Annotated in this window: 14 protein-coding genes; 7 read left to right on the top strand and 7 right to left on the bottom strand. The window is 61.0% G+C overall.

Features of this window, described 5'->3' with window-relative positions; all coding sequences use genetic code 11:
- Positions 1-116 precede the first annotated feature (116 nt).
- Together fabG and C7S18_RS01840 are read right to left on the bottom strand one after the other, a co-directional pair.
- A complete protein-coding gene (fabG, locus tag C7S18_RS01845) occupies positions 117-845 on the bottom strand; it encodes a 3-oxoacyl-ACP reductase FabG (protein WP_106889938.1) in 729 nt (242 codons plus the stop codon).
- On the bottom strand, positions 842-1,321 hold the full coding sequence (locus C7S18_RS01840) for a peroxiredoxin (RefSeq protein ID WP_106889937.1): 480 nt from the start codon (positions 1,319-1,321) through the stop codon (positions 842-844). Before C7S18_RS01840 ends, fabG begins: the two co-directional genes overlap by 4 nt.
- Positions 1,322-1,520: 199 nt before the next feature.
- On the opposite strand from C7S18_RS01840, the gene C7S18_RS01835 reads away from it, so the two are divergent.
- On the top strand, positions 1,521-2,396 hold the full coding sequence (locus C7S18_RS01835; protein WP_106889936.1) for a PhzF family phenazine biosynthesis protein: 876 nt from the start codon (positions 1,521-1,523) through the stop codon (positions 2,394-2,396).
- 263 nt (positions 2,397-2,659) lie between these two features.
- Here the strand turns inward: C7S18_RS01835 and C7S18_RS01830 are convergent, their stop codons facing one another.
- Both C7S18_RS01830 and C7S18_RS01825 read right to left on the bottom strand, forming a co-directional pair.
- Complete coding sequence (locus tag C7S18_RS01830) at positions 2,660-3,748, bottom strand: choice-of-anchor Q domain-containing protein (RefSeq protein WP_146151712.1); 1,089 nt, start codon at positions 3,746-3,748, stop codon at positions 2,660-2,662.
- Positions 3,749-3,909: 161 nt separating this feature from the next.
- Positions 3,910-5,340, bottom strand: coding sequence for a M20 family metallopeptidase (locus C7S18_RS01825; RefSeq protein ID WP_106889934.1), 1,431 nt, complete (start codon positions 5,338-5,340; stop codon positions 3,910-3,912).
- 247 nt (positions 5,341-5,587) lie between these two features.
- Here C7S18_RS01825 and C7S18_RS01820 point away from each other — a divergent pair, with 247 nt between their 5' ends.
- Positions 5,588-5,869 carry a ComEA family DNA-binding protein gene (locus C7S18_RS01820; protein WP_106889933.1) on the top strand — a complete coding sequence of 94 codons (282 nt, stop codon included), beginning with the start codon at positions 5,588-5,590 and terminating at the stop codon, positions 5,867-5,869.
- A gap of 304 nt (positions 5,870-6,173) precedes the next feature.
- On the opposite strand, the gene recN is transcribed toward C7S18_RS01820, so the two are convergent.
- A complete protein-coding gene (gene recN, locus C7S18_RS01815) occupies positions 6,174-7,844 on the bottom strand; it encodes a DNA repair protein RecN (protein ID WP_106889932.1) in 1,671 nt (556 codons plus the stop codon).
- A gap of 16 nt (positions 7,845-7,860) precedes the next feature.
- Positions 7,861-8,778 (bottom strand): branched-chain amino acid transaminase, encoded by a 918-nt coding sequence (locus tag C7S18_RS01810; protein WP_106889931.1) that lies wholly within the window; start codon positions 8,776-8,778, stop codon positions 7,861-7,863.
- 415 nt (positions 8,779-9,193) lie between these two features.
- Between C7S18_RS01810 and C7S18_RS01805 the strand changes: the two genes are divergently transcribed.
- The 4 genes from C7S18_RS01805 to C7S18_RS01790 all read left to right on the top strand — a co-directional run bounded on the left by C7S18_RS01805 (position 9,194) and on the right by C7S18_RS01790 (position 17,121).
- Positions 9,194-11,611: a hypothetical protein gene (locus C7S18_RS01805; RefSeq protein ID WP_146151711.1), complete on the top strand. Its 2,418-nt coding sequence runs from the start codon at positions 9,194-9,196 to the stop codon at positions 11,609-11,611.
- A gap of 122 nt (positions 11,612-11,733) precedes the next feature.
- Positions 11,734-12,687, top strand: coding sequence for a glycosyltransferase family 2 protein (locus tag C7S18_RS01800; RefSeq protein WP_106889929.1), 954 nt, complete (start codon positions 11,734-11,736; stop codon positions 12,685-12,687).
- Between the two features lie 204 nt (positions 12,688-12,891).
- Positions 12,892-15,459 carry a TonB-dependent receptor plug domain-containing protein gene (locus tag C7S18_RS01795; protein ID WP_170113053.1) on the top strand — a complete coding sequence of 856 codons (2,568 nt, stop codon included), beginning with the start codon at positions 12,892-12,894 and terminating at the stop codon, positions 15,457-15,459.
- A gap of 222 nt (positions 15,460-15,681) precedes the next feature.
- The gene (locus C7S18_RS01790; protein WP_146151710.1) at positions 15,682-17,121 is read left to right on the top strand and encodes a hypothetical protein; all 1,440 of its coding nucleotides are present in this window, start codon (positions 15,682-15,684) and stop codon (positions 17,119-17,121) included.
- A gap of 159 nt (positions 17,122-17,280) precedes the next feature.
- On the opposite strand, the gene fur is transcribed toward C7S18_RS01790, so the two are convergent.
- Complete coding sequence (fur, locus tag C7S18_RS01785; RefSeq protein ID WP_206208016.1) at positions 17,281-17,697, bottom strand: ferric iron uptake transcriptional regulator; 417 nt, start codon at positions 17,695-17,697, stop codon at positions 17,281-17,283.
- Between the two features lie 139 nt (positions 17,698-17,836).
- Between fur and C7S18_RS01780 the strand changes: the two genes are divergently transcribed.
- Positions 17,837-18,172: an outer membrane protein assembly factor BamE gene (locus tag C7S18_RS01780; protein ID WP_240623964.1), complete on the top strand. Its 336-nt coding sequence runs from the start codon at positions 17,837-17,839 to the stop codon at positions 18,170-18,172.
- The last annotated feature ends 194 nt before the right edge of the window (positions 18,173-18,366 follow it).

The following is an 18,366-nucleotide window of genomic DNA, read 5'->3' as shown; positions in this document are numbered from 1 at the left end:
CGCCGGTGGATCAGTTTATCAGACGCGGATCGGTGGATCGTCGCCGAATTTGGTGAGATTCCTGAACACGCGGCTATCTCTTTGATTTCCATGAACGAAGACGCAGAAATCCGCAGTCAGCCGGCCATCCCGCCATTCACGCCGATTATCTGGCCGCTGACATAGGACGCCGCCTCCGAGGCCAAAAAGCGTACGACCGCCGCTACTTCTTCCGGCCGGCCAGCACGCTGGGCCGGAATGATCTGGCGAATCTGCTCCGGACTGAAACTGTCTTGGCTCATGCGCCCTTCGATGAGCCCAGGCGCCACGACATTCGCCGTAATCCCGCGCGACCCCATCTCCCGGGCCAACGACAACACGGCGCCGTGCAAACCAGCCTTGGCAGCCGCGTAATTGGTCTGGCCGCGGTTGCCAATCATGCCGGCAACCGATGAGATCGCGAGCACTCGGCCGAATCGGGTACGTGCCATCGGCAGCAGTGCTGGCTGCACAATTCGGAAGAAACCGTGCAACGACACATCGATCACCCGCTGCCATTGCTGCCAGCTCATGCCGGCCATTGGCGCATCGTCGTGGATGCCGGCGTTGTGCACAACCACTTGAATCGGGGCAACCGCAAGCAGCGCATCCATCGCCACGTGGCACGCCTCGGCATCGGTCAGATCGAATACGACCACCTCCGCACTGCCGCCGGCTGCGCTGATCGAATCGACCACCGCCTGCGCGCGTGCGGCTTGGGCGTTCGCATGCACGATGACATGCAGGCCGTCTGCCGCCAGCTGAGTGCAGATGGCGGCCCCGAGATCCCCGGAGCCGCCCGTGACCAGCGCGCGGCGCTTGCTCACAGATTGGCGAGCACGTGATCAGCCGCCGACACGCGAAACTCGCCCGGCGCTTCGACAAACAGCTGACTGACAACGCCATTCTTGGCGACCAGCGCAAACCGCTTGGCGCGCATGCCCATGCCGAACGCGGTGGCGTCGAGCTCCAGGCCCAGTGACTTGGTGAACGCACCGTTGCCATCGGCGAGCATCATGATGTCGGCCGGCGCATTCTGGTGCTTCGCCCAGGCTTCCATGACAAACGCGTCGTTGACGGCCATGCAGGCCACCGTGTCGACGCCTTTGGCTTTCAGCTCGTCCAGCTTGTCGACGTAGCCCGGCAGGTGCTTCGCCGAGCACGTGGGCGTGAACGCGCCCGGCACGGCAAACAGCACCACGGTTTTATTGGCAAACAGATCCGCCGTATTGATGGACTGCACGCCGTCTTTCAGATAGTTCAGCACGGCAGTAGGCAAGGTTTCGCCGACTTGAATGGTCATGTGGGTCTCCGGGACCGTGGGAAGGACTGCCGAGTGTAGTGGAACCCCATTGCGAGCGGGTTGCGGCGCCGTGAACGGCCAGTTCGGTGCCGCCGCCGCTGCCGCCTTGAAACTTGCCGGATTCCTGTCTTTCGTCGGTATTGCCGACCGGCAAACCCAGGCATCCTGTCGCCACTAGAACCACCGGAGTGCGCGTCCCATGCTTCATACCGTTCATGTCGTGCAAGCCTTCGCAGAAGGTCAGATTGGTGGCGCCCGAATGGCCGTCGTCGCCGGTGCCGATCACTTGGAAGCCAGCGCGCGTCAGCGTATTGCCCAAGTGATGGGTTTGCCGACAACAACTTTTGTCAGTCGTGGCCAAACGGATCTCTGGGAACTGCAGAGCTATTCCGCGGCCGGCGAAGCTTTCGCACAATCGAACAACGCCGTGGCTGCTCTGGCACTACTGCCGCAACTGGGTGCCGCTGATCTGGGCTGGCATCGCGCGCAAGCCGAGTCGGGCGTCAGCGACTTGCTATTGGAGTCGGATGGCGCGTTTCTGAAGCTCCCGCCGGCGAAGTATGCGCATGTACTGCGCGACTCGGTCACGCTGCTGCAAGTACAGCATGCGCTGGACCTGCCTGCCGACCACTGGAAGCGCGTGCCGCTGCCGTGCCGCGCCGAGTGTGGCAGCGCGTATCTGCTGGTCGCAGTGCCAGATCAGGTAAGCCTGCTTGACGTCGTCGTTGAACCCGAGATTCTGCAAAGCCTGTGTCAGCGCCTGAATTTAGCCGGTTGTTGCGTGTTTGCGCTGCCGACCCGTGGTGGCGACACCATCGCCTCACGCGTATTTGCTGCAGATTCGGAGCAATCCGAGCAAGGCGCTTCGGAGATCGCTGCGGGCGCTTTGGCCTGTTATGTCCATGATCACCTCGGTCAGCGCACCGACCAACTTCAAGTCGATCAAGGCGAGCCATGCTGTGGCGAATCGCGGCTTCGCTTGCGGGCCATTCTGGAGCGGCATGATGATGGCATCGTCGCCGTGAGAGTCGGCGGCGAAGTGCGCATCTGGCGCAGCTTTCAGTTCGAAGCGTAAGGTCATCAGAGTCTCTCATCAATCACACCGAAACCCATTGGTTTCGCCAACCAAAAGATTGCGGGTGGTGACGATTCTGACCGCAAGTAACGCCCTCCCCCGCGATCGCGGGGGAGGGCGCCGACTCCCGCTCCCACGCGAGTGGGAGCGGGCTGGGGAGCGGCTACTTGCCACACTGCGTCGTCATTAGAATCGCGCATCGTCGCTGACCGTTTGATGCGCGAATAAGCGCTTCATCGGTGCGACCAAAAACGCCAACCAAATCATTCGAACTGGTTTGCGAACAGAGGCCCTTCGGGCTCGTTGAACTCCTGCGCGCCAATGTCGATGGCCGCGCCACCGGGCCGGGCAACGCCTTTCAGGTCCAGGCTGGGCGGCGAAACGAAGGGAAAGTCGCTGCGGCCAGCATTCCTGAGTGGCGAATCGGCATGTACGTCGAAGTCATTGAAACTGTGGTAACCCGGGTCCGCACTGATGTTATTGGCCGCCGAAGTCGGCACGCCGGAATATGCATCGAGCCGGTTGTTATGCAGGCTCTGCCCACCGACCAGCGATGCGTCCCGATTCGCTCCATTGGCATCGACGTTGTTCCAGAACACGTTGTTCGCAACCAGGCAGTAGTCGATCAGATTGCAAGCCGTGGTCAGCGCCGGCCACACGGGCGACAGCGTGGTATTGCCGATCACCGAGTTGTTTATGAAGTACGTGTTGCCCGACACGTTGTTCAGATAGGCGGCACTCTCGGAATTCGCCGTGTTGAACACGAATCGATTGCCCTTGATCTGCAAATGCCCAGACTGTGTGATCACGGCAAGCGCACCGCCGCGCTGACCGGCCGTGCACTCGGCAAAGATCAGGCGTTCGAGATAGACATTGGCACCAACGCCTTGATAACCCTGAATCCGCATGCAGCCGCCAACATTGCCAACATCGCGCCCTTGGAACAGCATCAAATTGCTGATCCGAATGGTCACGCCGAACGAACCCCCGCTGACCCCGATATCGAATATCCGATCCTGCTGATTGCCGTCCATGAGCGTCAGCGCCGCATCGTTTGTTTGTGCCGTGCAATTGGCACCAGACCAACCGCCGGAGATCGTCAAGTCGTTGCCGCTCGCCAACGTCAAGTCGTATTGGGCATCGGGACCGGACACGATGGGCGGACCATAGATTCCAGATTTCATGCGAATCTCATCGGCACCCGGGCTCGCTTTCGCACCATTAATCGCTTGGCGCATCGTTTCGGCTGAGTCGACACAGTAAAGCGCCGCTTCGACGCCCGGCCACCACGCCAGCAGCGTCACGAGGCAGGCCCAGGCGCGCCATCGGATCGGACAACAAGCAGTAATCATTTGAGTTCTCCAGACGGCTATCACGGGCGCCACAGCGGCGCTTGCCTGGAGAAACGAGATCCTGCGGGAATCCGGACAGGATCGTTTCGAGTGTCCAAAATGAAAAACGCCCGAAGCGGGCGTTTTTCTGCTGGCGTCGAGGCGCGTACCGCCTCGCCCGCTCAGGCAACCGTCGGTGAACCGCGATTGATGTAATGATCGGACATGACGCGCGCCATCGCCGCGGTCAGTTTCTTGCCTGTCGGAATGTGCAGGAACTCATTCGGGCCGTGCGCATTGGACTTCGGCCCGAGGAGGCCCGTCACGACGAACTGTGCATCCGGGAATCGCGCCTGCAGCATGCCCATGAACGGAATCGTGCCGCCCTCGCCCATCGCCGCCGACTTCGGACCGAAATAGTCTTTGGAGGCCGTGTCGACCGAATCAGCGAGCCAAGACACGAGGCTTGGCGCGGCCCAGCCGCACGACGACTTCTCGACTTCAAACTCAATGCGGGCGCCGTATGGCGGGTCCTTTTCCAAAAGCTCCTTCAGGCGACTGGAGGCGACATGTGGATCCAAGGTCGGCGGCAGGCGCACCGAGAGTTTCAGCGCTGTTTGCGGACGCAGCACATTGCCGGCGTCTTCAAGCGCTGGCAAACCTTCAGCGCCGGTAATCGACAAAGTCGGACGCCAGGTTCGGTTCAACACGAGCTCGGACAGATCGTCGTTCATGGGCCGCACGCCGTTTGGCCACGGAAACTTATCGAACACATGGGTACCGAGAATGCCGGCTGCCTCGCGGGCTTGCACTTTGCGTTCAGCCGGAATGTCGACATGCAGCACTTCGGCGCGGATCCGACCAGTACTGGAATCTTCAATGCGATCGAGCAGACCCCGGACGATCCGGAACGAGCTCGGCACAATGCCACTCGCATCGCCGGAATGCACCCCTTCGTCCAGCACCCGCACCCGCAGCGTGCCGCCCGCCAAGCCACGTAGCGACGTGGTCAGCCAGAGTTGGTCGTAGTTGCCGCAGCCAGAGTCCAGACAGATCACGAGCGATGGCGTGCCGATACGGTCCGCCAGATGGTTGATGTAGAACGGCAGGTCGTAAGAACCGGATTCCTCGCAGCCTTCTATGATGACGACGACACGCGAATGATCGATGCCGCGCTCGTGCAGCGCCATGATGGCGGCCAGCGACGCGAACGCAGCGTACCCATCGTCCGCACCACCACGGCCGTAGAGCTTGTCGCCAGCGAGAACGGGCTTCCAGGCACCAAGATCGACATTCCAGCCGATCATCTCTGGCTGCTTGTCCATGTGCCCGTACATCAGAATGGTATCGTCGCCCTTACCCGGAATATCGATGTACAGAAGCGGCGTGCGGCCTTCGATTTGAATGCGCTCGACCACCATGCCCGTGATGGGCTGCCGGCGCACCCAATCCTCGATCTGATCCATCGCCGTCTTCAGGTAACCATGTTCGACCCAACCCGCGTCAAACGCCGGGCTCTTCGCGGGAATCTTGATGTACTCGATCAGCTCCGGAATGATCTGGCGTTCCCAGATCTCGTCGCAGAAGGCGTAGATTTTGTCCTGTTGGCTCACATGAGTTCTCCGGCTAGTGAGCCAGTGTAACCGGCTGTTTTCCTGGGCCGCAACGGGCGGAAGGAAACGGATCGCAAGCAAACGATCGTTCGGCGCGGTGGGGTTCCCTTAGGCGCTGCGGCCTGGAGCAGCCAGAGTTCGAGGCGATGCCAGTCGGACACAATTTGTTCGCCAACTCAGAAATTTCTGAGGTCAGATTCGGAAATTTCCCGAAGACGATTCACATTGTGCCGTCGATACTTTGGCCATGAATGAATTCCTGATCCGCTGGTGTCTCGGAATCCTGCTTGCCTGCTGGTTGCCGTTCGGGGCCGCCCTGGCCTCGGGACCGGTCAACATCAATACTGCTTCGGAAACCGAGCTGCTGGAGCTCGATGGCGTTGGCCCTGCCAAAGCACGGGCGATTGTCGCGTACCGGCAGCAGCATGGTGCCTTCAAGTCGGTCGACCAACTCGCGAATGTCGAAGGCATTGGCCTCAAGACCATCGAACGCAATCGAACTCGTTTGACCATCGGTGCTGAATCGTGAGACCAGGACCCACCCATCCTTCACGTTGACCCGGTCAGCCGGGCAACTGGCGCCGCTCCAGGTCGCCGCGAAAAAAATGTGCGTCCGCGTGATCACGTTTCGGTGGATTTCCCGAGTAACACTGCAGACGCCGTTCCCTCCCCGCACGCGGCGGCGCCTCAGAGTGGGCCACGGATGGCCCCTCTGCCCTCTTTCGGGTGCTGCGATTCGAACCCGTAAGCCCTTGATTCTGGGGCCCTGAGTCCGGACATATACCGGACTCGATGGGCGTCTGAAAATCCCGAGTGGACTGCTCGAGGCGCCTCTAGCGCGCTGCCGCCTTCAGCATGGCCGACGCATGCGCCTTGGTCTCGGTCGTCAGCTGAATACCGCCCAGCATCCGCGCCACTTCCTCAACGCGATTTTTGCCGGTCAGAACTTCGATCTGGGTGCGCGTTTGGCCGGCGTCCTGCTTCTTGGCCACGCGTAAGTGAGCGTGCCCCAGTGCCGCGACCTGCGGCAAGTGGGTGACGGTCAACACTTGCCGCGCTTCGCCAAGCTCGCGCAGTTTGCGCCCAACGACTTCGGCGGTCGCGCCGCCAATGCCGGAATCGACTTCGTCAAACACCATGACCGGCACCTCGTCAGCACCGATTGTGGCGACTTCGATGGCCAGCGAGATGCGCGCCAGTTCGCCGCCCGACGCAATCTTGCGCAGTGGTCGCGCGGGCTGACCCGGATTCGGACTGACGAGAAACTCGACCTCTTCCAGACCCGACGCCGCAAATTGATGCTCGCTGCGCGTGCTCAGGGCCGCTGTGAACGCCCCCGCGATCGCCAACTCGTGCAAGATCGCGGTGACTGCGGCATCCAGCCGGCGTGCGCTGTCGGCACGCAGCTGACTCAGTTCCGAGGCAGTTTGGCTGTATTGCTTTTCGGCTTGCTGCAATGCCAGCAGCAGACGTTCACGCTCGCCACTCGCACCTTCGATCCGCGCGAGTTCCTGCTCAATCGATTCGGCCTTATCAAGCAGTTCCTTCGGCGCCACGCGATGTTTGCGCGCGAGTTCATGGATTCGGGCAAGTTGTTGATCGAGCTTGTCGAATTCGGCCGGATCCAGATCGAAGCGGTCGCGGTACCGCCGAATGGCATCCGCCGCCTCGCCAAGTTGAATATCCGCCGCGTCAATCAGTTCGAGCACCGGATGGAGCGATTCATCCAGGCTCGCAAGCTTTTCCAGCTCAGCCCGAACGTCTGACAGTTGCGCTCGCAACGACTCGCCTTCGTCGCCATCCAGGCGCTCGCCGAGACGCGCGGAGCCATCGAGCAACTGACTCGCATTGCTGGTTCGCTTGTGGTCGTCGACGAGTTTCTGAAACCGCTCGGCACCGAGCCCATCGCGCTGCAATTCCTTCAACTGGAATTTCAGGAACTCGATCCGATCCGGATCCGAGCTCCCGGCCGATTCCAGCGCCTGCAGCTGCCGCTGCAGCTGGTGCACGCTCGCGCTCGCCTGCGCCAAACGCGTGAGCATGGTCTCGTGTCGGCCGAAGCGATCGAGCAACCGCAGTTGCTGCGTCTTGCTGAGCAACGCCTGATGCTCGTGCTGACCGTGGATCTCAACCAGGCTGGCACAGAGTTCGCGCAACTGCGCCGACGAACACGGCCGGTCATTGATGTAGGCGCGGGAATTGCCATCGGCGCGAATGATGCGCCGGAGCCGCAGCCCCTCGTCATCATCAAGTTCCTGTTCCTGCAACCATAGCCGCGCCGCGTGATCGGGGGCCACTTCGAATTCGGCGTGCAACTCGGCGCGCTCGGCACCATGGCGCACCATGCTGGCATCCGACCGGGCCCCGGTCAGCAGCAGCAATGCATCGACGAGCAGCGACTTGCCGGCGCCGGTTTCGCCCGTCAGGACGGTCATACCGGCTGACAGGGCGACTTCGGCCCGATCGATGATCGCGAAATCCTTGACGAAGATCGACTTCAACATGCGGACGACTCAGTGCTCAGAGATATTCCAGCCAACCGTGCGGGTCGGGCGCGGTGCCTTTGACCAGGCCAAAGAACGCCTCACGCATTTTGCGGGTCAAGGGGCCGGGCTCGCCAGAGCCGATCTTCTTGCCGTCCACGCTGCGAATCGGCGTCAGCTCGACCGCGGTCCCACACATGAACAGTTCGTCACAGAGATACAAATACTCGCGCGGCAGATCCTGTTCAATGACTTCAATGCCCATGCTCTTGGCGAGCACCATGATGGTATTGCGGGTAATCCCGTTCAGAATGGCCGCCGACACCGGCGTGGTGTAGAGCTTGCCGTCGAACACCAGGAACAGATTCTCGCCGGCGCCTTCCGACAGCAATCCGGTCGAAGCCAGCGCGATCCCTTCGCCAAAACCGAGGCGACGCGCCTCGCGGGCAATCAGCTGTCCGGACAAATAGTTGCCGCCGGCCTTGGCGCCCGTCGGAATCGTGTTCGGTGCCGGCCGGTTCCAACTTGAGACCATCGCATCGATGCCCGTGTCCGTGGCCGACTGACCGAGGTACTCGCCCATCTGCCATACGGCGACCGCGACGTCCGTTGGGCAATCGGCGCTCAGACCAAAGCCGCCGAGGCCACGAAACGCGACCGGGCGCAAATAGCACTTGCCGAAGTTGTTGGCGCGAATGACGTCCTTGCAGGCCTGCGTCAGCTGCGCCCGATCGAATGGAACCGGCATGTCGTAGATGTGCGCCGAGGTGTAAAACCGCTTGAGATGATCCTGCAGCCGAAAGATGGCCGGGCCGTTCGGCGTGTCATAGCAGCGCACCCCTTCGAACACCGACGACCCGTAGTGGATGGCATGGGCCATGACATGGGTGGTGGCCTCGGCCCAGTTCTTAATGGCGCCGTTGTGCCAGATTTTTTCAGGGTATTGCATGCTCATGAACGGGCTCCAACAGGTAAACCGCCATGTTATCGGCTTTCGTACCAGCCAGAGAAGTGCAGAAGTGCGCGGTTGCGGGCAGCAATCGTTGACGGTTCGTGACCATGCGCCGAGGCAGCACGGACAGGCCTATCCACCGAAGCACGGCCTGCAAGTGTTTGATCCTCCTGGCGGCACCAGCACTCCCCACGGCACTGCAGCGCATGCCTCCCCGACGCCATACCGGACTGGACGCTTGGGCCACGGCCTGCCGACATCCGGCCACGGGACACTGCGCGTCTGTCCCGAGAGCTGGACACCGCGGGCCATTTGGCGCGCCAAAGTCCAGTCGCTGCCGCATCCAGCCGAAAACCGTGCGTTTCGCAGGCCGGCGATTCGATACCATCTGCGGTTCGCTGACCCACGCAAAGGCGCCATGACCTCCCGCAACACTGCCCTGCAAACGCCAAGCTCAAACACGACCATCGCGGTATGGCTGCTGCTGGCCGCGGGCGTCGGCGTTTGTGTCTTTGGTTTGATGACGGTCGATCTGTACGCCGCGCTGCCGGCTTACCGATTCCGAGACTTGCTGTGGCTCGCGCTGGGTGGCTTGGCGCTCGCGTTGCCGCTTCGATTCCTGCTTCGCTTGCCCTGGGTCATTGCCTGGTGCTTGGCCATGGCCGGTATCCATGTCGCCGGACTCAATCTGGGGCCAGTGCTGTGCGTCATCGCCCTCGCCGCGGCCGCCTTGGCCTTGGGTTCGCGCGTTCTGAGCAGAGATGCCGACACCAGCACGGCCACTCAAGTCATTCTGGGGCTCGCCATGCTGGCGGCCTTACTCGGCTGGCTGCTGCCGTATCCCGTACATACCCGCCTTTGCTACATCGCCATGCTGGCCATTCCGATTCTGTGGCGCCGTGACGCGCTGCGCGATGCCTTGGCGTCGTGGCGCACCAGTATTCGTCAGGCGGGTGACACGCTGCCAAGCTTCAGTGTGACGGTTCTGGCGTTTGTTCTGGCAATGATTGCGACCGCGGCTTGGTTGCCTGTGATGATGAGCGACGACGTTGTCTATCACCTCGCGCTGCCAGCACAACTGATCGAATCCGGCCACTACCACTTCAATGTCACCGACCAGGTATGGGCCGTGTCGCCTTGGGCCAACGATGTCCTGCATGCGGTGGTCATGATGCTGTCCGGGCAGAACGAGATCGGCGCGCTGAACTCACTTTGGCTGCTGCTCGGGGCCAGTTTGTTCTGGCGCGTTGCGGGTCGACTGGACTGCAGTCCGGCCTGGGCTTTCTTGGGCAGCGCGCTCTTTTTCAGTGTGCCGCTGTTTCATATGGGCACCAACTCGATGCAGACCGAGTTGGCCAGCACGGCCGTGGTCCTGGCGTTGTTGGATCACATCCTCGCCCAACCGGGCAACACGCCGGGTCGGCACATCGTGGTCACCGCGATGTTGTCCAGCTTTCTGTTGGCGCTCAAAATCAGCAACGTTGCGATTCTGGCGCCACTGCTGATCTGGTGGCTGATTCGGCAGCGTCCGTTCGCGATCAAACCGTGGCTCATCGGCATTGCCGTAGGTATTGCGATTGGTGGCTCCAGCTACGCGTACGCCTGGATTCTGACCGGCAACCCGGTGCTGCCGTTGTTCAACAGCGTCTTCCAGTCGGCGCTGATGCCACCGACCAACTTCACCAATCCGACTTATCACGGCTTGTTGAGCTGGGATGTGTTGTATCAGATGAGTTTCGACAGCAGCCGCTTCATGGAAAGTGAGGATGGAACCTTCGGATTTCAGTGGTTGGGCTTGTCGGGGCTCTTGCTGCTCGCGCTATTTGATCGCCGTCTGAGACCGCTGCTTTGCGTTGGCCTTGCTGGCGTCATCATCCTGTTCGTGCAGATGCAGTATCTGCGGTATCTATTGCCGGCATTGGCCGTGCTGGGCGTTGTACTGACGGTCGTATTGTCGCGTCTGCGTCCAGAATGGTTGAGCAAGACCTTGGTGGTCGGATTGTGTGTGCTGAATCTGTATTTTCAGTGCCAGTCGGCACCGCCGTTGCGCCAAGGCACGGTAAGCGAAGTCCTGCGTCAGGGGCTCCACCACTATCGGAACAGCCTGCTGCGCACGGCTGCGCCAGAGCGCTTGCTGCTGGATGGGTGGCGCACGCGCCTCGGTCCCTACGCGACAGTGTTCGCAGGCACCAATCCCAATGTCGCCGAGCTTGCCGGTCGCGGCCACACGTTGTCCTGGTACGCCGCCGACTACTGGGCGCGAATGCCCGTTATGGAAGCCGACACGAGCGGCCAGGCGTATCTGGAATACTTCAACGAACTCGGTGTCGATCACGTGCTGATCCGCCCGGAATTCGCGAGCCCAGCGCTGATGGCAGCGCTCGCACAGCGTGGCGAATGGCTGGACAGCCAAGGCGCAGCAATGCTTTATCGGCTCCGCTGGCCCGCCGCTGACCTGCAAGTGGCGCCGGATATTGTGCTCCCCGATCAAGCCGGCCTGATCAAGCGCTTCCCGGTCGATCCGGCAATACCGGCGGTTGGCGCCGCTGAAATCACACTGCGCTGCGGCAAGAAGGGCTGGGGCGTCGCCGTCAATCACGTGGCACGGGGTGACTTTGGCGAACGGAAGCTCGATTCGCAGGTGAACTTTTGCGGTGCCGGTCATGAGCTCAAATTCAAGACCAGTGCATTGCTGCCCGATGGCACCAAAGAATGGGAAGTCCAGGTGCAAACGTACACTGCCGACAATCCGCTCGACATTCTGGCGGCCAAAGCGTGGCTGCGCCCCGACAGTGCGCGCCGCCATGATCATGCGGCGGAACTTAGGCTGTTTTGATGGCCTCCGATGCGGCACCGCGTCGCGCTTTTGCTACGATTCTTCGTCGATCAATCTGACTCCATGTCCGCTGACGCAATGGCTACTGCACATCCAACCCTCATCCCGAACGAGCGCCCGCTGTGATTGCAGTTGTGATTCCAAGCTATCGCGTCCGCGCCAAGATTCTGGGCGTCCTGGCCGGCATTGGCCCAGAGGTCGATGTGATTTTTGTGGTTGATGATGCCTGCCCCGAGCGCAGCGGTCAGTTGGTCACCGAACAGGTTTCCGACCCGCGCGTGCGCGTGATCACGCTGCCGGAGAACCAGGGCGTAGGTGGCGCCGTATGCTCAGGCTACCAGGCTGCGATCGATGCCGGCGCGAGCATCGTGGTGAAACTGGACGGTGACGGGCAAATGGATCCTGCACTGATTCCCGCACTCATTCATCCCATCGTGAAGGGTGAGGCCGACTACAGCAAAGGCAATCGCTTTCATGCATTGGGTGACCTCGGCCCCATGCCCAAAGTGCGCCTGTTCGGCAACGCAGCGCTGTCATTTCTGACCAAGCTGTCCTCGGGTTACTGGCAGAGTTTTGACCCGACCAACGGCTTTACGGCGATCCACCGCACCGCCCTGAAGCGCCTGCCGCTAACCCGCATCGCCCGTCGGTATTTCTTCGAATCGGACATGCTGTATCACCTCAACCAGATTCGTGCGGTGGTCTGCGACTTTCCGATGCGCGCCATCTATGCCGACGAGCAGTCGAGCCTGCGACCGTTGCAGGTGGTATTGCCGTTCTTCGTCAACCATGTGCGTAACCTTGGTCGACGCGTGGTCTACAGCTACTTTGTGCGCGGCTTCTCACTGGCGTCCGTGGAATTACTCCTCGGTCTCTTCTTGAGTAGCTTCGGTCTCGCATTCGGTACGTATTCCTGGTGGCAATCGATCGCGTCCAACCAGCTTGCCAGCGCCGGCACGGTCATGCTGTCCGCGCTACCGATCATTCTGGGCACGCAACTGCTGTTGTCTTGGCTGAACTTCGATGTCGCCGCCGAGCCCAGAGTGGCATTGAACCGGCTATTCGGCGAATCCTGAGCGCGATCCACGTTTCGGATTAGTCGTTGAACGTCTCGTTCGACGACTTTCGTCTCGCGTGCCTCCGTATCGGCGCGATCAAACCGGCATGCACAGCAGGTAATGCCAAGTGATCAACCAAGAACGGCAAAGAATCCGCGCATGCGGGCCCGTATCGTCTCTGCGTGCGATAACGCGCACTTAACGAATTCAGGATTCCACCCCATGAAAACACGTTTTCTATCTAATGCCATTCGCTGGTCGCTTTTGACGGCGAGCTTGGGCGTGCTGGCCGCACCAGCGTTTGCCCAGGACGAGTCCGACGAAGATTCGAAATCACTCGAAACGATCGTCGTCACCGGTTCGCGCATTCAACGCGCAGATCTGGAGGGCGCGCTGCCGGTGCAAGTGATCGACCGCGCCCAGATCGATGCCTCGGGCGACATTTCGGTCGCCGAACTGCTGCGCGACTCCACGTTTGCATCGTTCGGCAACTTCCGCCCACAATCGGGATCATCGGGTCAGTCAAACTCCGACATCGACCTGCGTGGTCTTGGCTCGCAGCGCACACTTGTGCTGATTGACGGCCGTCGCGTCGCCAAGAGCCCGTTTACCGGCGCCAATGCGAACCTCAACTTGATTCCGGTCGGCGCCGTCGAGCGTATCGAAATCCTGTCTGATGGCGCGTCCGCCATCTATGGCTCGGACGCGATCGGTGGCGTCGTCAACATCATCACGCGCAAGGATTTCCAAGGCGCTGAGATCAGTTACACCACGGGCAATCCGGCGGTGACTGGCGGCGACATCGAAGGTGGCTCGGTGACCTTCGGCGCGTCTGGCGATCGTGGTCGCGTGCTGGCGACCGTGTCGTACAACAAGCGCGGCATGATCTTCACCCGCGATCAGATTGGCGGCAACGCCCTCGGTCTGTCGACCTTCGGCAACAACTACCGTTTGGCCAATGCCGCCGGCACGGCGCCAACTGGCGCGTTCATTCCGATGCCGGGCTTTGATTGCAGCGGCTCCGGTTTGGGCACTGGTGGCCCACAAGATCTGTTCTTCCAGACCAATCCGGGCGGCGCGGGCGACACCTGCTCGTTCAACTTCAACGCAATTGCCGCGAACGAAGCGTCGGCCACCACGTCCGCCTTGTTCACATCGGGCGACTATCAGATCAACGATGACTGGTCGACCTATTTCCAGGCGTCCGTGACGCGCAATGAGTCGTTCGGCCGTTACGCACCAACACCAGGCCAAGTGTTCGTACCGGAAGGCTCGCCAAACGATCCGGTGCCAGGCGACGGTCGGGGTGCGTTCGTGCGGCATCGCTTTGCCGCCGTTGGCCCGCGCGACACCAACACCGACGAAAACGCCTATGACTTGATGGTCGGCTTCAAGGGTCGGGTTGCCGACACCGTGGATCTGGAGTTCGGTGCCCGCCAGTACGAGAACCAGGCCTACGAACTCGGCCGCAATTTCATCGTTCGCCGCCTAGCTGAGCAGTCGATTGCTCAAGGTCTCTACGATCTCCGCAATCCGTTTGCAGCCGATCGCAACACGCTGAACTCGATCTCGGCAACGACCAATCGCGATGCGACCTGGTTTGGTCAGGAAGTTTTCGGTACAGCCGCGTTTGATCTGTTTGAAATGGGTGGCGGTGCGTCGTCGATGGCCGTCGGTCTGGAATGGCGGTCGGAAGAATACGCCGATGTTTACGATTCCCTGCAATCTGCGGGTGAAATCGAAGGCGCCTCGGGCAACACCGCTGGCGGCGATCGCAGCATCCGTTCGGCCTTCTTCGAATGGTTGTTCCCGATCACCGACACGTTGGAAGTCACCGCGGCTGGCCGCTTTGACAAGTACTCGGACTACGGCTCCGACTTCGCCCCGAAGATCGCATTCCGTTGGCAGCCGATGGATCAGCTGACGTTCCGTGGTTCTTACGGCGAGGGCTTCGCAGCGCCGACGCTGCCAGCGCTGACCACCTCTGCGGCGTTCTCGGCAGACTCAGTCATCGACCTGCGCACCTGCCAGGCCTTCGGCCGCACTGACTGCGCCACGAACCCGCAGATCCAGATTGATGCGACGGTCATTTCGAATCCGGAGTTGAGTTCCGAACAGTCGAGTCAGTACTCGCTGGGTCTGGCTGCGGATCCGTTCGAGTGGTTGGACATCACGGTGGACTTCTACAACACGGAAATCGACGGCCGTATTGCCGCGCTGACCTCGCAGACGCTGATCACTCGCGAGAACAACGGCATTGCCCTGCCACCGGGTCTCTCGGTGCAGCGTGATCCGGTGACTGGCGGCGTTGTGCTCGTGGTCCGCGGACAAACGAACGAAGGCGATGTCGAGACGCGAGGCGTCGACTTCTCGGTCGGCACCAACTTTGACTTCGGCAATGCTGGCGCACTGCAATCGCGTCTGCAAGGTTCGTGGATCAACACGTTCAAGATCGACAACGTGGAGTTCATCGACACCTTCGGCACGCCAGACCTCCGTCTCGGCCTGCTGAACACCTGGACTCTGGGCGACTTCGGTGTGAACTTGAACAGCAATCTGATCGGTGGCACGGATGGCGATAGCACCAATGTCGCGATTGGCAGCTATGTCACACACGATCTGCAGCTGACCTGGAAGACGCCATGGAACGGTACGCTGGCAGTCGGTGCAACGAACGTTGGCGACAAGTATCCGGACCTGAACTCGGCCACCGGTGGTCGTCCGTGGAACTTCTTCCTGTATGACGCATACGGCCGCACACCGTACATTCGTTACACGCAGGCGTTCTGATCCATCGCAGCTTGGCTCTTGGCAACGCGCCCTTCGGGGCGCGTTGTTTTTTTGGTCATTCCAAACGCCAACGCGACCGTTGCGCATCTGATAGGTCCGCGAGTGAACCGATCTTGTTGCATCCCTATGCAATCGCCGCTTGATCGCGCCTTCGGCCACGTGTTCGCCACGCTGCTGTGGCATGGTGAGGTCCCTCTGTCCTACCGCGTCGGGCGGTCTGCCATGTTGCGTTTGATCAGTTTGTCGACCTGTCTTCTTCTGTTGGTGTCCGTGTCAGAGCCGGCTGCTGCCCATCGATTCGTCGCGGCGCTGACGGTTCCAGATGGCGCCTCGGCGCAATGCGCCATTCTTTCGAGCGACAGTTCTGCCGGTACCGCGAGCCTGAAGCTCACGCTCGAAACCGCCGGCTCCCAAGTGGCGAGTTGGCAGCAGTTTGTTTGTGCTCCCGACGGCTGGCAACTGCAGCGCGCCGCGAGCACGAGCCCAACCATCGAATTGAATGCCGGCGATCACGGCTTTGATCAGATCGCCGTGTCGATCCCTCGCGGCGAGTTGCCCGATGCGCCGCTGCTCCGGGCGCAAGTATTCAGCCTGACCGCAGATGATGTGGTTGCCGATCGCACCGAACCTGCTGCTGGCGTCTGGTTGTCCAGCGCCGGCAATCCACTTGGCGTTCCGGCGCTACGGGACCTCGGCACCTTAGCGTTGATCGGGCTCCTTTTGGCCGTGGCATGGGCAGTGCTTCGAACACGGCAAGTCGCCCAGTTGGTCGGAATGGTGATCCTGACGTTCGGTTTGAGTCTTGGGCTTGGCAGTCGCAGTGCTGCCGAACTCAGCATCGCGCCGCCCGAGTTGGCGTGGCAGGACCCCGGCTATGACAGCACAGTGGCTGATGCGGCGTTGGATCTCCGCCGGGCCACCATTCAGTTTTCGGGACGGGACCTGAAGCTCCTGTTTGCCGTGAACAATCTGGAACCGCCGCTGTTGAATCAGCAGGATCGCATGCTCTTCATCGGCAACAGTTTGACCAGTAGCAACAACTTGCCCGGGTTACTGAGCCGGCTGGCCGCGCAAGCTGGCAAGCAGTTGGACGCGCGCGCGCAGACCATTGGCGGCAGCAGCCTCGAAGACCATTTTCGTGCCGGCAATGCCACGCGTGAGATTGCCGCCGGTCGGTATCCTGTGGTCGTGCTGCAACAAGGGCCCTCTTCGCTGCCCGAAAACCAGATCTATCTCCGCACCTGGACCGAGCGCTTCGACCGGCCGATCCGGGCCGCTGGCGGCCGGCCCTTGTTGTATATGGTTTGGCCGGATCGGTCCCGGATGGCGTATTTCAGCGACGTGCGCGACAGCTATCGCGACGCGGCGCTCGCCGTGCAAGGCGCCTTTGCGCCAGCGGGCGAGACTTGGCTTGCGGCCTGGGCCCTGGATCCAGAATTGGCGTTCTACAGCAACGACGACTTTCATCCGACCTTGCTCGGCAGCTATGTGGCGGCGCTCAGCGTGTTTTGCACGGTTTATCAGCAATCGCCCGAGGGCTTGCCCGGCTATATCGAGCAATCCAACGGCAGTCGCACGCCACTGCCGCCTGCCACAGCGCTCTTGTTGCAACGCGCAGCCTGGGACACCTACCGGCGCGAAGGCCTGCGGGGGCAGCCGTAGATCGTCTCTGCGAGAAGGACGTGGGAAACGGACCCCGGCATGAGATCACGTAGCAAAGCGGCCTGAGTTTAGGCCGCCGATTCCAGATGCGTGCTGGGCACCTTCGGGCCAGCCGACCGACAGCAACCGAACCAGCTGTCAGAGCAGTTGGCGGTCGATTCAGGCCTTGCCCGCCGCCGGTTTGGCGCGGACGTACAGCACCATTCGGTGATCTTCGAGCACATACCCCCGGGCTTCGGCGATCTGGGCCTGCAATTTTTCGATCTCGGGGTCATAAAACTCGATGACCTCGCCCGAATCGAGATTCACCATATGATCGTGGTGGTCGCCACGGTCCATCTCGAACACGGCCTGACCGTTGTCAAAGTTGTGCTTTTTGACGAGCCCAGCCTGTTCGAACTGGGTCAGAACCCGGTAAACCGTGGCCAGACCAATGTCTTCGTTGGCGCCGAGCAACTCGCGATAGACGTCTTCCGCAGTCATGTGACGGCCGGATGACCGTTCCAGAATGTCGAGAATCCGCATCCGGGGTAACGTAACTTTAAGGCCGGCTTTGCGTAAATCCTGGGATTCCATCGCCACTTCTCTCATGGGTAGCTGCGGTGGCTAGTGTATCATCCCCTTCTTTTTCGCCATACCGATCGTGACCAACATGCTTCGATTGCTTTGCCTTGCCCTGGTTCTCAGCCTGAGCGCCTGTGGAGTGGTGTACAAAATGGATATTCGCCAAGGCAATCTTGTTGACCAGGACATGGTCGACCAGCTCAAGCCCGGGATGACCAAGCGTCAGGTCGAGCTCGTCATGGGCACGCCTCAGCTGACGTCACCGTTCGAGCAGAATCGTTGGGATTACCTGACGAGCACCCGACGGCGCCACCACGATGCCGAAATCAAGACCTTGAGCCTTTATTTCGAGAACGACACACTCGAACGCATCGAAGGCGACTGGCAGCCTGAAGCCGAGGACGAGTTGTTGCGCGCCTCGCAGGAGCTGCAGAAAAACGTGCCGGAAGACAACCGTCGGCGCGTGCCGGGCCAGAGCAACGGCTAACGCGACTCATTTCGGATTGCAGGTAGGACCGATTTCCCCAGCGGTTCCCAATTCGCCTTTCGGCATCCCGGATTTGATCCGGGGTGGGTTTGGTGCTTTGTCCTGAGCACAGAGACCCAGCTCGAACAACGAGCAATGTTCCGCTCTGCCGGAACTGGCCCCAACGGTTTCGCTGAAATAACCGCAAGAACAAT

This window comes from Ahniella affigens (assembly GCF_003015185.1).
Classification (GTDB): Bacteria; Pseudomonadota; Gammaproteobacteria; order Xanthomonadales; family Ahniellaceae; genus Ahniella; species Ahniella affigens.
Note: the sequence above shows the minus strand (reverse complement) of the source record. Positions and strands in the feature narration are given on the sequence as shown.

Bases quoted from the DNA above. Each gene is read 5' to 3' on its own strand.
- C7S18_RS01840 (WP_106889937.1), bottom strand. From the start codon at position 1,321: ATGACCATTCAAGTCGGCGAAACCTTGCCTACTGCCGTGCTGAACTAT.
- C7S18_RS01835 (WP_106889936.1), top strand. From the start codon at position 1,521: ATGCTTCATACCGTTCATGTCGTGCAAGCCTTCGCAGAAGGTCAGATT.
- C7S18_RS01830 (WP_146151712.1), bottom strand. From the start codon at position 3,748: ATGATTACTGCTTGTTGTCCGATCCGATGGCGCGCCTGGGCCTGCCTC.
- C7S18_RS01820 (WP_106889933.1), top strand. From the start codon at position 5,588: ATGAATGAATTCCTGATCCGCTGGTGTCTCGGAATCCTGCTTGCCTGC.
- recN (WP_106889932.1), bottom strand. From the start codon at position 7,844: ATGTTGAAGTCGATCTTCGTCAAGGATTTCGCGATCATCGATCGGGCC.
- C7S18_RS01810 (WP_106889931.1), bottom strand. From the start codon at position 8,778: ATGAGCATGCAATACCCTGAAAAAATCTGGCACAACGGCGCCATTAAG.
- C7S18_RS01805 (WP_146151711.1), top strand. From the start codon at position 9,194: ATGACCTCCCGCAACACTGCCCTGCAAACGCCAAGCTCAAACACGACC.
- C7S18_RS01795 (WP_170113053.1), top strand. From the start codon at position 12,892: ATGAAAACACGTTTTCTATCTAATGCCATTCGCTGGTCGCTTTTGACG.
- C7S18_RS01790 (WP_146151710.1), top strand. From the start codon at position 15,682: ATGTTGCGTTTGATCAGTTTGTCGACCTGTCTTCTTCTGTTGGTGTCC.
- fur (WP_206208016.1), bottom strand. From the start codon at position 17,697: ATGGAATCCCAGGATTTACGCAAAGCCGGCCTTAAAGTTACGTTACCC.
- C7S18_RS01780 (WP_240623964.1), top strand. From the start codon at position 17,837: ATGGATATTCGCCAAGGCAATCTTGTTGACCAGGACATGGTCGACCAG.